The organism is Ruegeria sp. YTSA072, from assembly GCF_059610285.1.
Genome location: NZ_JBXWNI010000011.1, coordinates 15,966 through 29,907 on the forward strand (window position 1 = coordinate 15,966; position 13,942 = coordinate 29,907).

A 13,942-nucleotide genomic window follows, 5' to 3' on the forward strand; every position below is an offset into this window, starting at 1 on the left:
AGGTCCGGCCATGCCAGTCCCAAAAAACAGCTTCAAACAGGCTCTAATACAGGGTGATCGGCAGATAGGCTGCTGGATGAGTTTTGCCGAATCCATCACTGCCGAAATTATGGGCACCGCCGGATTCGACTGGCTGGTCATTGATGGTGAACACGCGCCGAACGATATCCGATCAATCCGTGATCAGCTTATGGCGTTGGCTGCCAGCTCCTCGCATCCGGTGGTGCGGGTTCCGGTTGGCGACACCGCTTTGATCAAGATGGTGCTGGATGCCGGTGCGCAAACCGTTCTGGTACCGATGGTTGAAACCGCCGATCAGGCGCGACAATTGGTTCGGGACTGCCGCTATCCCCCGACGGGTGTGCGTGGCGTTGGGGCCGGTGCGGCCCGGGCGACAATGTACGGCTCGATCCCCGAGTACATTCAATCTGCAGACGATCAAATTTGTCTTTTGGTTCAAGTGGAAAACCGCACCGGGATGGCCGCACTGGATGATATCCTGAAGGTCGAAGGCGTCGACGGGGTGTTTATCGGTCCAGCGGATCTGTCCACCGACCTGGGATATCAAGGAAACAGCGCAGCGCCGGAAGTACGCGCTGTCATTGCGGACGCCATCACAAGGATCAGGGCCGCGGGCAAAGCGCCCGGCATTCTGGGCACCAATGACGAGGCCAGCCAAGCCTATTATGAAATGGGCGCACAGTTTCTTGCGGTCGGCATTGATGTGATGTTGCTGGCGCAGGCATCCCGGGCGCTGGCGGCGAAATGGAAGGCGAAATAGCGCGTCAGGCGTACATGGTGGCCGCGGCCTGCGCATAACCACCCGAAGCCCCATCCACAAAGTGAACATGATCGTCGCGCGTCGCCGAGGGGACGATACATGTCATCATCGCCTCGTCCTGCGCATGCAGCCCATAGCGGATCTTGCCATGTCCGCGTGCCTGCTCAAGCATCATCCGGATTTGCGTCAACGTGGCAGCGTCACAATCCAGCGTCATTTTCAGCCCATCATCGAATTTACGGTAGTCGGCGTTGCGGCTAACCATGCGCTTGTAATGGCCGGGTTCGAAATTGCCCAACCGTTTGCCCGATGTGAACAACAGCGCGATCAAAAAGTTCTGGCCCAGCAATTTGATCCGCTGCAGCAACAAATTGTTCCCAGCTCGTGATACGCGGGCATCCAGGCCAACATCCGGAGGTGGCCAGCTGATCGGCGGGCCATCTTCTGGTACTGGATGACCCGAACGCTCCAACCCCTCCGAAGCTGACAGAACTGAGCGGGCCAAATCCGCAAAGTCACTCTCGGTCGCATTTGCTGTGGGCTGAACGACGACCGAGACGATTTGACCATTGCGTGCCTTGCTGTTGGACCACCGGCAGGACAAACCGGTTAGGTCGGGCTGTGCACCAGGTTTGGCAGGCGGCACCGTAAAGGTACCTGCCTTCATCTGCGCCTCGGCCCAGGCCAACCCGCCACCCGAGAACATGGCGTAATCCACCCCATCAGACGGCGCATAACGCGCGACCCTCAGGTCCTTTCCTGCCTTACGAATTTCGGAAACCGGCACCAACGCCGCGCGCAGCGAGATCGAGAATTCTTCTTCCGCCCAGCGCCTGAGGTCCGCCAATACCGCTTTGGCGGTGTCGATCTCACTTGCGGGCACGGCGAACCCTGCGCCGTCGCCGCCAAAAACATATGGAAACTCCTTGCCGTGCAGCGCGTTTATCATTGCCGAGATCACCGCCGCGCCGACCATATTCACCGTCTTGTATCGCCCTTTTGCAATCTCACCCGTGGAGTCGACGATATCTGCCACGCCCAACGCCCAATCGCCCGGAACAGCAGAGAAACGCGCCGGATCCACCAAACGGGTAAAGTCCCGCAACAGGGGAAGACCGTCATAGAACGCGGCCTGGGCGTCTTTCATTGGCACCTCGGATAATCGGTAAGGACAAGGATAGCCCGAATGTGATCACTGTCCGGCAAAATCAGTATAGCACACGCGCTTGTGTGTGGCACCGTGACGTGCCAAGCATTTCTTCGCCGGTTTGGGGGAGAGGGTTTTCATGAAGGCAGGTCTGGTGGTGTTGTGCCTGGGCTATGTGCTCAGCCAGTTCTTTCGCGCCTTTCTCGCGGTTCTCAGTGTTGATCTGGGGCGCGATATCGGGGCCACACCTGAGGATCTGGCCTTTGCGTCCGGTCTTTGGTTTCTGATCTTTGCCGCCATGCAGTTGCCCGTAGGCTGGGCACTGGACCGAGTTGGACCGCGCCTGACGGCGGCGGTCTTGCTGCTGGTCGGTGGTGCCGGCGGAGCGGCATTGTTTGCCCTATCCAGCTCCCCTTTTCACATCGCCATCGCCATGGGGTTGATCGGGGTCGGCTGCTCACCGGTGTTGATGGCATCTTACTATATCTTCGCCCGCGAATTCCCACCTGCCCGCTTCGCCACTTTGGCGGCTGTCATGCTGGGCGTCGGATCGGTCGGCAATCTGGTTGCCTCGTACCCTACTGCGCTGGCGGTCGAGCTGATGGGATGGCGCGCCACGATGGGGACGCTGGCCGTTTTTTCTGCCGCGATCGCGTTGGGTATCTGGTTCAGCGTGCATGATCCCAAACGTGTCGAGACCGAACACAGGGGATCGGTGCTGGACCTGCTGAAAGAACCCGCGCTGTGGGCGATCTTGCCGCTGATGCTGGTGGCCTATGCCCCGTCGGCGGCAACGCGCGGCCTTTGGGCCGGGCCATACCTCAGCGATATCTTCGGCCTTAGCACCACCCAGATCGGGACAGCGACCCTGATCATGGGGGCGGCGATGATTGCAGGTACCTTTGCGTATGGGCCGCTCGATCGAATGCTGGGCACGCGAAAGTGGGTGATCTTTGGCGGCAACGCGCTGGGCACAGTGGGGCTGGTTCTGATGTGCCTTTGGGTCGACAACGCAGTTTGGCTGGCGGTTGTCCTGATGGCAGCGATCGGGTTTCTGGGGGCCAGCTTCCCGGTCATCATGGCTCATGGCCGGGCCTTTGTGCCGCCGCATCTGGTTGGGCGCGGCATGACCCTCCTGAACCTCTTTGGCATTGGCGGTGTAGGACTGGCGCAATTCGTCACCGGCCGCATCCATGCCGCCACGGTGGACATCAGCCCGACCGCGCCCTACACAGCGATATTCGGCTTTTTTGCGGTCACGCTGGCCATCGGCTGCGTGATCTACTTGTTCAGCCGCGACAGCGTCGACTGACGCTGGAACTGCCAGGAGTGTCCATGTCCGACCCGCGCGTCATTGCCCCCAACCTCAAACGCAGACTTTCGGGTGTGACCGCGACGATTGCCAGGTTGGTGCCGCTGCAGGTGCAATGGATCGACATTGCGGCCACCGGGCCGGGTCTGCCAGATGACATCCCACATATCCCGCTGGGCCGCCTGCCCTTTTTGTCGCGCAAAACACTGCGCGTCTGGCACGCGCGCCGCAATACCGAGATGCTGCTGGGCCTGATCCTGCGCAATGTGCTGCGGCTGCGGTTGAAGCTGCTGTTCACCAGTGCCTCGCAACGCGCGCATTCGGGTTACACCAAATGGCTGATCGACAAAATGGACGCGGTCGTCGCGACTTCGCGCAAAACCGCCGGGTATCTGGAGAGAGATGCGCAAGTCATCATGCATGGCATCAACTTGCAGGATTTCACACCGCCCGAAGACAAAGCTGCAGTTCGGGCGCGACTGGGGTTGCCAGATGGTCTATTGCTGGGCTGCTATGGCCGCATTCGTCACCAGAAGGGCACCGATGCCTTTGTCGACGCAATGATCGACCTGTGCGGCCGCTTCGACGACGTCCATGGCATCGTCATGGGCCGCGCCACGGAAAAGCACACCAGCTTCCTGACCGAATTGAAAGACAAGGTCGCCAAGGCGGGCCTGTCCGACCGCATTCTGTTCATGCCCGAGGTGACCGTCGATCAGATCGCCGAATGGTATCAGGTGCTGGACCTGTTCATTGCCCCGCAACGGTGGGAAGGGTTCGGCCTGACGCCGCTGGAAGCAATGGCTTGCGGCGTGCCGGTTGTTGCGACCGATGTAGGCGCGTTCTCCGAGATCGTCACCGACCCGTCGCTGGGCCGCGTGGTCGAACCCGGTGATATCCCCGCGCTGGCCGAAGCCGCCGCCGAAATGCTGTCCGACCGCGAATCCCTTGCGCGTTCTGGAGCCGTCGCCCGCGTCCATGTCGAGCAGAGTTTCGACATCAGTGGTGAGGCAAAGACGCTTGTCGCGCTCTATGAACGCCTTTTGACCGACACCTGAGGCGATGCGCCACGTCAAATCGGTGTCATTGCGCGAAATAAACCCCGAAAACTCTTTTTTCTTTGCTGCAACGCGGCTATGAACGCGCGTCCTTAACATTGGAGACATGAAATGGGCTATCGCGTCGTAGTCGTCGGCGCCACGGGTAACGTGGGCCGCGAAATGCTGAACATTCTGGCTGAACGCCAGTTCCCCGTCGATGAACTTGCTGTTCTGGCAAGCCGTCGTTCGCTGGGCACCGAAGTAAGCTTTGGCGACACGACACTCACTACCAAGGATCTGGACACGTTCGATTTCACCGGCTGGGACATGGCGCTGTTTGCCGTGGGTTCCGAAGCGACCAAAGTGTACGCCCCCAAAGCGGCCAAAGCTGGCTGCGTGGTGATCGATAACTCGTCGCTCTATCGTTATGACCCGGACATTCCGCTGATCGTGCCGGAATGTAACCCGCAGGCGATCCACGACTACAAAAACAAGAACATCATCGCCAACCCCAACTGCTCGACCGCGCAGATGGTTGTCGCGCTGAAGCCGCTGCATGACCGCGCGCGCATCAAGCGCGTCGTCGTGTCGACCTATCAGTCGGTGTCTGGCGCCGGTAAGGAAGGCATGGACGAGCTGTGGGATCAGACCAAAGCGGTCTACAACCCCACCACGGACGTGCCGCCGAACAAGTTCCAGAAGCAGATCGCTTTCAACGTCATCCCGCAAATCGACGTCTTCATGGAAGACGGCTCGACCAAGGAAGAGTGGAAGATGGTTGTTGAGACTAAAAAGATCGTCGATCCGTCGATCAAGGTCACAGCCACCTGCGTCCGCGTTCCAGTCTTTGTTGGCCACTCTGAGGCCGTGAATATCGAGTTCGAGGAATTCCTGGACGAAGACGAGGCCCGTGACATCCTGCGCGAGGCTCCGGGCATCATGGTGATCGACAAGCGCGAACCCGGCGGCTACGTCTCGCCGATCGAATGCGCGGGCGACTTTGCCACCTTTATCAGCCGTATCCGTCAGGACTCGACAGTTGAGAATGGCATCAACCTGTGGTGCGTCAGCGACAACCTGCGCAAAGGTGCTGCGCTGAACGCAGTCCAGATTGCCGAACTGCTGGGCCGTGAGGTTCTGAAGAAGGGCTAAAACTTTTTCATAGAATTAATCTTCAAAAACCCCGTCATATTGTAGGCGGGGTTTTTTTGTTAAATTTTTCAAGTCACTTAGACACCAGATACAACGCGCTATGTCGCCTGCGTTCTGTCTGCGAAAGGCCCAATTAACGCCGCATTGTGAAACTATTTTCTCAAAAACGCTAAGAAAGTTCTGGTTTTGGACACATTAAATTCGTTTCTTGAGAGTGTTTTTAGCGCACCGATCGACCTGAACGTGCGGTATTCTATCTTTTACATCTGCTGCTCTGTGATCATCGCATACTTCATCTGGCGTAGCCGTGGCGGTTCAGAAAGTTTCATAAAGTGGCTTGCCCCTAAACATGTCTATTCGCATCGGTCCAACCTGCTTGATATCAAGCTATTTTTTGCCAGCCGGGCGGTTGCTGCGCTAGGCGTTTTTGGGGCGTTGTTTTTTCCAACAACTATGGCCTATGCCCTGCTCAATTTGCTGGGCGGTTCCAAATTTGAGCCAGCTCAGCCTGGTTGGGCACAAACTGTTCTGGTTACCCTCATAATTGTTGTCTCGAGTGATTTCTGTAAATACTGGGCGCATCGCGCTCACCATGAGATGAAGTTTCTGTGGCCGTTCCACGCAGTACATCACTCGGCGGATGTTCTTACTCCGCTTACAGTTCAGCGGGTACACCCCATTGAGCCCTTATTTCGAATCCTCCTGATTTCAATTGTTGTGGGCATCGTTCAGGGATTGTGCCTTTACGTTTTTGTTGGAGAAATCAATATTTTGACGATCGGTGGCGCCAATGCGCTGTACTTCGTTTTCAACGCACTGAGCGCGAACTTTAGACACAGTCATATCTGGATAAGCTACGGCCGCGTAATCGAGCATATTCTAATTTCACCGGCACAACATCAAATCCATCATTCTGTTGCCATCAAACACCACGACAAAAACTATGGCTCTATTTTCGCGCTTTGGGATTGGATGTTTGGGACGCTGTACATCCCAACAGAACGGGAAAAGCTCACATTTGGTGTATCGGATGGAACCGGAAAGCCAATCGATCAACCTTATCCCTCGCTGATTGCGGCACTCGTCCTTCCTTTCAAAGAGAGTTGGGATGCGATCAAGGGGCGGATTAGTACAGGCACTGGCATGACGCAAACCGTCGCGCCAAACACAGAAGCGATACAGCCAGGTTTTTCCCTATGGCTGGACTTTCTGCGCGCGAGCGCTGCGCTAACCGTCCTGTTTGGCCATATGGCTCACATACGATTCACCCGTGGGGACTATTACTTCTTGCGGGATTGGAACGTTGCCAGCGATGCTGTTGCAGTGTTCTTCGTTCTGTCTGGCGTCGTGATCGCCTATGCGGCAGGTCGGGATCGGACTCTTGGACGATACGCATTCAATCGCATGACTAGGATTTATTCAGTGCTCATTCCAGCACTTATCCTGACAATTGTTTTTGACGCGATCGGTACGCGGGTCGACATGACCGCCTATCCGGATTTGTACTATTCATCTCTGCCATTGAGCGAGTTTTTATGGCGAGGTTTGACTGTCACTAACCTTTGGACCGGCATCTCCGATTGGGTAAGGTTGGGAACAAACGGACCAATATGGTCTCTGAGTTACGAAGTCGGATTTTACTTGCTGTTTGGCAGCATCATCTTCCTTAAAGGCCCACTGCGCATTGTCATCGTTGCTTTGATTGCCTTACTGGTTGGAATACCGGTGTTAGCAATGTTACCAGCTTGGTTGATAGGGGTTTTGGTTTGGAAAATGGCTCCGGACACCCATTCGATTCATGCGCGTTCAAAAGCTTGGTCTATGGCCGTTGGCGGCATCCTGTTGTTGGTTGCATTGAAGGTGACCAATGTACCCGAGTGGTTAGCAAACTTCACGTTTCAACTGTTTCAGCCACACAATTATCACGCAATACTCGTCTACTCCGACGAAGTACTTTGGAACTCAGTTATAGCCTTCTGTATTGCGGTCCACCTGTACGGAGTCCGCGTGCTTACCGAAGACTTGCCGATGCCCGACGATAGTCTTGTCGCCCGCAGTGTCCGCTGGATCGCTGGGGGCAGTTTCTCGCTTTATCTCGTGCATTACCCGACACTGCATCTTCTCGATGCCGTTTTGCCAGAAGAACTGCCCGGATACGATCTCTGGCTACTTGGTCTTACACTGATGATCTGTTTCGGGTTTGCCGCACTTTTCGAGCGACCCCTGAAGCAATACAGGGCAATCTTGAAAAGAGCATGGAGCTGGGTTTCATCCAATCCCTTATCTCAGCTCAAGACCGCACAACAGTCTCCTCAATCCGCCGAGAACCGGTAATGTCAACTTGTTGCAAAGTAGATTTTCGCAAACAGTCTAGCCCTGCCCCTCGACTAGTGCCTTGAGGTTGGTCAGACCGCGCTCATAGTCTCCGCCGACCCATTTATCCATCATCAGGCCCATCCAGCGTGACATGGGGTTCATGCCAAGATCGGATTCAAACTCCCAGGTCACCTGAGTCTGCTCTCCCTCAGGCGTCAGCTCGAAGGATGCCGACGCAGTCCCCATCGGGCCGAAATCAAGCGCTGTTTTGACAGTCTGGTCCGGAACGCTTTCTACGATTTCCTGTGATCCGGTGCCAACCTGCGGGTGTTCAGATGTCCAGTTCAAGGTGTTGCCGACGCCCGCTTCGGGCCCGCTATAGGACAATTGCGTTTCCGGATCACGCGTCAGCCAAGGCGACCACTTTTCAGTTTCCTGCATCGAATTCACGTATGGAAAGATCGCGTTGGCGGGCGCGTTAATCGTTATGCTGCGGGACAGTTCGGCCTTACCCGGCAAAAGGTAAGATACGCCAACCAGAATCAGAATGAGAACAAGCAGAGTAACGAGAATACGTTTAATGAATCGCATGACACGCTCCTGATAAAATAACTATGGTTTCGATCATAACAAAAAATGGCGCGAAATCAGAGGCCTGATCCGCGCCATTCGAAAATTCTCAGATGTCAGCCCGTTTAGACAACCACGAATTTCTTCTCGGCCGGGTCATAACATTGCAGGCCACCTTCACCGATGTCGGTCCACAGCCCATGTAAGCTCAGCGAGCCGTCATCTACCGCAGATGAAACGAAGGGAAAGGTCATCAGGTTCTCCAGCGATGCCACGACTGCCTGCCGTTCAAACTGCCGTGCCTGATCGACGCTGTCTTCAACATCGGCAACCAATTCATATTTCGGTTTCAGGATGTCCATCCAGCGGCCAACAAAGCTTTCTTTTGCTTCCAGTTGCGGGGCTTTGCCCTTGCACATGTCGATGCAGCCCTGAACACCTCCGCATTGCGAGTGGCCTAGAACGATCAGGTGCGCGACTTTCAGTGCCGTGACCGCATATTCGATTGCCGCACTGGTGCCGTGGTGATCGCCATCAGGGGCGTAAGGCGGCACAAGGTTTGCGATGTTGCGGTGAATAAAGAACTCGCCCTGATCGGCACCGAAGATCGATGTCACGTGAACCCGGCTGTCACAGCACGAAATCACCATCGCACGTGGGCGCTGCCCTTCAGTGGCCAGGCGGCGATACCAGACCTGGTTTTCCGAATAGGTGGTGGCTTTCCATCCGTGGTACCGCTTGACCAGATAGGTCGGCAGAGGTTTGGCTAAGTCCATTCTCATGTCCCCGTTCTTTTGTCTGTCGGCTGCTGTAACCTGAATTCGCAGAAAATTCGACCCATTTTCCAGCATCGACGCAAGGTTTTGCAAAGGATTCTACCGTCAATGTCCAGCTATGCCGTGGGGGCGTAGAGAATTGGGGTAGATGTGGTGGATAAAATAGTCACGCTTGAACAAAAGGAAACCGTTCGGCTGGATACGGATCGCTTGAACGGGCTGTATCACCAATTGGGCGACAAGAATGCATTGGATGTTTTGTGCCGTACGGTCGAGGAATTGGCCGTGCGCCTGTCAAACTGCGAGCGGTTTTGGCGTCAACGCGACTGGGCCGAGCTGCGCAAATGCGCGCGGTCACTGGTGGCCATTGCGGAACAGATTGGCATGACCGCGCTGGCCCGAGTCGCCGGTGACGTGGCGCAATCTGTGGATGTTGGGGATGCGGTCGCGACGGGGGCCACCCTGTCGCGCCTGATCCGTGTAGGTGAGAAATCGCTGACCGTGTCTGGGATCAGCAGGATCTTTCCCTCTGACGGGGCTTGCGGACGGATCGTGGGCGGCTAGGCTGGGCGCAATTCGAACCAGCCGAGATACACATGACCCTGTCCTTCGCTTCGCCGTCAGAACCCTCTGTTCCGCTGCATGTCATTTCGCAACCCGATCTCGACAATTGGCTGCAAGACCAGCCAAGCCACATCGCATCGTGGGTCGAGGCCAATGGATTCACCGGGGCCATGGGACAGGCACTGCTGATCCCGCAATCAGATGGTGCGCCCGAAATGGCCTTGGCGGGTTACGGAAATAGCAACAAGCGCGCGCGCAAACGGTTCCCGTTGGCAGCGGCGGCCGAAACCTTGCGGAAGGGAACCTATCACATCGCATCAGGTTTGCCCGCTGATGCGATAAGCAACGAGTGCCTTGGGTGGTTGCTCACAGGATATGCCTTTAACCGTTACGCCAATCAATCACCCGCCAAGGCGCGACTCGTCGCACCGGAAGATGTCGATGCCGCGCGAATTGAGGCGCTGGCCAGTGCCGAGACGCTGACCCGCGATTTGGTCAACACACCGGCTTCGGACATGGGACCGGATCAGCTGCAGGCGGTAGCCGAGGATTTGGCGCAGGAATTCGCCGCGTCCTGTTCGGTAATCAAAGACGACGACCTGTTGGATCAAAATTTCCCGCTAATTCACACGGTCGGACGCGCCGCCGCGCAAGCTCCGCGCTTGATCGAGATGACATGGGGCAACACCGGGCCCAAACTGACCCTAGTCGGCAAGGGTGTGTGCTTTGACACCGGCGGACTGAATCTGAAACCAGGGAATTCGATGTCCCTGATGAAAAAGGACATGGGCGGTGCGGCCAATGTGCTGGGTTTGGCGCGGATGATCATGGCAACAAAGCTGCCTGTGCAACTGCGCGTGCTGATCCCGGCGGTCGAGAACTCGGTCGCGGGGAATGCCTTCCGTCCGGGGGATATTCTGACGTCGCGCAAAGGTCTGACGGTGGAGATTAACAACACCGACGCCGAAGGGCGGCTGGTTCTGGCCGACGCATTGGCGCTGGCGGATGAGGGTGAACCTGACCTGATCATCTCGATGGCGACGCTGACCGGTGCCGCGCGCGTGGCGGTTGGCCCCGATCTGGCGCCCTTTTACACCGATGACGATGGCGCGGCAGACGCGCTGGCCAACGCTGGTCGGCAATCGGCCGACCCTGTCTGGCGGATGCCTTTCCATGAACCCTATGAGGCGATGATCGAACCCGGCATTGCTGATTTGGACAATGCTCCATTAGGTGGGTTCGCAGGCTCGATCACCGCGGCCCTGTTCCTGCGCCGCTTTGTGGGTGACAGCCGCTATATGCATTTCGACATCTATTCCTGGCAGCCCAGCAAAGCCCCCGGACGCAGCAAGGGCGGTCTGGGCCAAGGGCCGCGTGCCGTGCTGACCGCCCTGCCCGAGATTCTGAACCTATGACCCGCCTGCGCGTCATAAAGCCGGTTGTTGATTTGTTGCGCAGCCCGAATGGCCCAAGGGATCGGCAGCTGTTGTTTGGCGACCCGGTAGATGTTGTTGACGATACCGATGGGTGGAGCTGGATCACCTCGGTCAAGGATGGCTATCCCGGTTGGGTCAGGTCCGATCAACTGGGGCCTGAGGCGCAACAGACCCACTGGGTCACCGCGCCCGCGACACATGCCTATCAACGGCCCGACATGAAAAGCCCGGACCGCGTATCGCTGAGTTTTGGCAGCAAATTATGCGTGCTGTCGGAACAGAATAGATTTCTGGAAACTGAACTGGGGTTCATTCCGGCGATTCACGCCAAACTCAGAGCAACGCACCTGACCGACCCCGTAGCGGTGGCCGAGCTATTTCTGGGCACGCCCTATCTTTGGGGGGGAAACAGTTGCTTCGGTATTGATTGTTCTGGGTTGGTTCAGGCCGGTTTACTGGCCTGCGGCATACCCTGCCCCGGTGATAGCAGTGATCAGGAACGCGAACTGGGTACGGCGCTGCCTGCCGGAACTGAACCAAAGCGCGGGGATCTATTGTTCTGGAAAGGTCACGTGGCATGGGTCTATGGTGAGAACATGCTGCTTCACGCCAACGCCTACCACATGGATGTGACGTTCGAGCCGATGGATCAAGCAATCACACGGATTCTGGAGCAGGGCGACGGGCCAGTAACTTCCCACAAAAGGCTCTAATCAAGGTCGACAGACCGGATCAGCTTGCGTTCCAACACGCGCAGCACGTTGCGCAGGTCATGGCCTCGCTTCAGGATCCGCCCGTCCATGCCGATCACTGAATACATCCCCTGTTTGGATCGCAGACGAGGGTGTTTTTCAACCCGGTAGATCGGATGCTCTGCCGTGCGTCTGAAAATGGAAAAAACCGCCATGTCGCGCAGGTTGGAAATACCATAGTCGCGCCATTCTCCGGCGGCGACCATCTTGCCATAGACGGACAGGATATGTGACATCTCGCGCCGGTCGAACGCGACGGGCATCTGGGCCGAGTTTGCAGAAAACCGGCTGGGAGGCTGCATGTTCATACCCTCAGCCTTGCCGGAAAACGCATTTGAATCAAGTCCGGTGCCAACAGGTGTGGTAATTTTGAATCGTTTCGCCTTACCGTCGCCCAACTTGTCGACAGATTAGAATCACCGGCAAAAGCCCAACGGCCAGGATCACAAGCGAGGGTACCGCTGCCCCCTCCAACCGTTCGTCCGAGGCCAGACGATAGGCCTGGACCGCAAGCGTATCAAAGTTGAATGGGCGCATGATCAGGGTCGCGGGCAGCTCTTTCATCACGTCCACAAACACGATCAACAAGGCCGTCAGCAATGAGGGTGTCAGGATTGGCAAATGCACACGGCGCAAGGTGCCCAGCGGCGATTGGCCCAAAGACCGGGACGCAGCATCCATATTGGCGTGCACTGTGCTCTGCCCACCCTCATACGCGCTGAGCGCTGCCGCCAGAAAGCGCACCATGTAAGCTGCCACCAGCAACCAGATCGAACCCGTCACCAGCAGACCTGTCGAGACGTCGAACGTCTGGCGCATCCACGAATCCAGCGCGTTGTCGAATCTGGCGAAGGGTACCATCAGGCCAACAGCGATCACGCCGCCGGGCACCGCATAGCCCAACCGCGCCAGATAGCCTGTGGTCGATGATCCTCGACCCGGACGAAGGCGCTGAAAGAACCCAACACAGATCGCGGCGCAGACCGTAACCACGGCGGCCACTCCTGCAAGTGTCAGCGAGTTTTGAATGAACCCGAGATATCGCCGCGACAGCAGGTTTTGTTCCGAGGTCAGTCCCATCTGGATCAGGATAAATACCGGCAACAAGAACCCCAGCACCACTGGAATAACGCACAAGGTAATGGCTGCTGCGGATTGCCAGCCCTTAAGCTGCGCCGAAGGCAGGGATGCATGGCTTTTGCCTGCCTGATAGTACTTTGCCTTGCCGCGCTGCGTCCGCTCGGCCACGGCCATGACCAGCGCAAAGCCCAACAGGCACAAGGCCAACTGCGCCGCAGCCGCCCGGTCGCCGATTGAGAACCAACTTGTGTAGATGCCCGTGGCAAATGTCTGAACGCCGAAATAGGCGACGGTGCCGAAATCGGCGATGGTTTCCATGATGGCCAGCAGGACACCACCGGCAATGGCCGGGCGGGCCATCGGCAAAGACACGTGCCAGAACGCCAACCACGGACTTTTGCCCAGCGCACGGGCGGCCAGAAAGGCGGTGGCGCTCTGCTGCAGAAACGCGGCCCGCGCCAGCAGGTAGACATAAGGATAAAGCACAAGGATCAGCATCACCGCCGCGCCCTCGGTCGAGCGGATTTCCGGGAACCAATAATCGCGCGGCCCCCAACCCGTCACGTCGCGCAGCGTGGTCTGCACGATACCGGGATGATCCAGAATGAACGTATAGGCATAAGCCAGGACATAGGCCGGGAAGGCCAGCGGCAGGACCAGTGCAATTTCCAGAAAGCGCACACCGGGAAAGCGTGTCATCGTCACCAGCCACGCCGCGCCGACGCCGATAGAGAACGTGCCGATAGCCACCAAAACGACAAGGATCACGGTTGTCAGCGCATAGCCGGGTAAAACCGTCTCGAATAGATGCGAGACCGTATCCGTACCGCCCGTCACCGCTGCCAGAACAACCGCAACCATGGGCAGAAGACAAGCCGCTGCCACCATATAGGCCACAGTCGCCACCAACCGGGTGCCCAGCGCGCCGCGATTGCGTTTCCCGTGTTCTGAATAGTCGATTTCGGCCATGGACCCGGATTGTGACTGGCGTTGGCTATTGATCAGCCTTTAATCGA

The 13,942-nt window shown here is 57.2% G+C and carries 12 protein-coding genes and 1 pseudogene; 8 read left to right on the plus strand and 5 right to left on the minus strand.

What is annotated here, in order from left to right:
* The first annotated feature begins 10 nt into the window (after positions 1-10).
* A complete protein-coding gene (locus AC2FIB_RS16845) occupies positions 11-781 on the plus strand; it encodes an HpcH/HpaI aldolase family protein (RefSeq protein WP_496842444.1) in 771 nt (256 codons plus the stop codon).
* A 4-nt stretch (positions 782-785) separates the two neighbouring features.
* On the opposite strand, the gene AC2FIB_RS16850 is transcribed toward AC2FIB_RS16845, so the two are convergent.
* Positions 786-1,928 carry a DUF3095 domain-containing protein gene (locus AC2FIB_RS16850; protein ID WP_496842445.1) on the minus strand — a complete coding sequence of 381 codons (1,143 nt, stop codon included), beginning with the start codon at positions 1,926-1,928 and terminating at the stop codon, positions 786-788.
* Positions 1,929-2,067: 139 nt separating this feature from the next.
* On the opposite strand from AC2FIB_RS16850, the gene AC2FIB_RS16855 reads away from it, so the two are divergent.
* From AC2FIB_RS16855 to AC2FIB_RS16870, 4 genes are all read left to right on the plus strand, one after another.
* On the plus strand, positions 2,068-3,240 hold the full coding sequence (locus tag AC2FIB_RS16855) for an MFS transporter (protein ID WP_496736687.1): 1,173 nt from the start codon (positions 2,068-2,070) through the stop codon (positions 3,238-3,240).
* Between the two features lie 23 nt (positions 3,241-3,263).
* Positions 3,264-4,298 (plus strand): glycosyltransferase family 4 protein, encoded by a 1,035-nt coding sequence (locus tag AC2FIB_RS16860; protein WP_496842447.1) that lies wholly within the window; start codon positions 3,264-3,266, stop codon positions 4,296-4,298.
* A 111-nt stretch (positions 4,299-4,409) separates the two neighbouring features.
* Positions 4,410-5,432: an aspartate-semialdehyde dehydrogenase gene (locus tag AC2FIB_RS16865; RefSeq protein ID WP_496736685.1), complete on the plus strand. Its 1,023-nt coding sequence runs from the start codon at positions 4,410-4,412 to the stop codon at positions 5,430-5,432.
* 186 nt (positions 5,433-5,618) lie between these two features.
* On the plus strand, positions 5,619-7,766 hold the full coding sequence (locus AC2FIB_RS16870) for a sterol desaturase family protein (protein ID WP_496842448.1): 2,148 nt from the start codon (positions 5,619-5,621) through the stop codon (positions 7,764-7,766).
* A gap of 36 nt (positions 7,767-7,802) precedes the next feature.
* Here the strand turns inward: AC2FIB_RS16870 and AC2FIB_RS16875 are convergent, their stop codons facing one another.
* Complete coding sequence (locus tag AC2FIB_RS16875; RefSeq protein ID WP_496736681.1) at positions 7,803-8,339, minus strand: SRPBCC family protein; 537 nt, start codon at positions 8,337-8,339, stop codon at positions 7,803-7,805.
* A 104-nt stretch (positions 8,340-8,443) separates the two neighbouring features.
* Positions 8,444-9,094: a carbonic anhydrase gene (locus AC2FIB_RS16880; protein ID WP_109313867.1), complete on the minus strand. Its 651-nt coding sequence runs from the start codon at positions 9,092-9,094 to the stop codon at positions 8,444-8,446.
* A 138-nt stretch (positions 9,095-9,232) separates the two neighbouring features.
* On the opposite strand from AC2FIB_RS16880, the pseudogene AC2FIB_RS16885 reads away from it, so the two are divergent.
* The 3 genes and pseudogenes from AC2FIB_RS16885 (at position 9,233) to AC2FIB_RS16895 (ending at position 11,807) form a co-directional block, all read left to right on the plus strand.
* Positions 9,233-9,627 (plus strand): annotated as a pseudogene (locus AC2FIB_RS16885) (hypothetical protein).
* A gap of 63 nt (positions 9,628-9,690) precedes the next feature.
* Complete coding sequence (locus AC2FIB_RS16890) at positions 9,691-11,073, plus strand: leucyl aminopeptidase family protein (protein WP_496842450.1); 1,383 nt, start codon at positions 9,691-9,693, stop codon at positions 11,071-11,073.
* Positions 11,070-11,807, plus strand: coding sequence for a C40 family peptidase (locus AC2FIB_RS16895; protein ID WP_496842452.1), 738 nt, complete (start codon positions 11,070-11,072; stop codon positions 11,805-11,807). Before AC2FIB_RS16890 ends, AC2FIB_RS16895 begins: the two co-directional genes overlap by 4 nt.
* Here the strand turns inward: AC2FIB_RS16895 and AC2FIB_RS16900 are convergent.
* Positions 11,804-12,154: a DUF2794 domain-containing protein gene (locus AC2FIB_RS16900; protein ID WP_496765885.1), complete on the minus strand. Its 351-nt coding sequence runs from the start codon at positions 12,152-12,154 to the stop codon at positions 11,804-11,806. The genes AC2FIB_RS16895 and AC2FIB_RS16900 overlap by 4 nt on opposite strands.
* A gap of 76 nt (positions 12,155-12,230) precedes the next feature.
* On the minus strand, positions 12,231-13,895 hold the full coding sequence (locus AC2FIB_RS16905; protein WP_496842453.1) for an ABC transporter permease: 1,665 nt from the start codon (positions 13,893-13,895) through the stop codon (positions 12,231-12,233).
* Between the last annotated feature and the right edge of the window lie 47 nt (positions 13,896-13,942).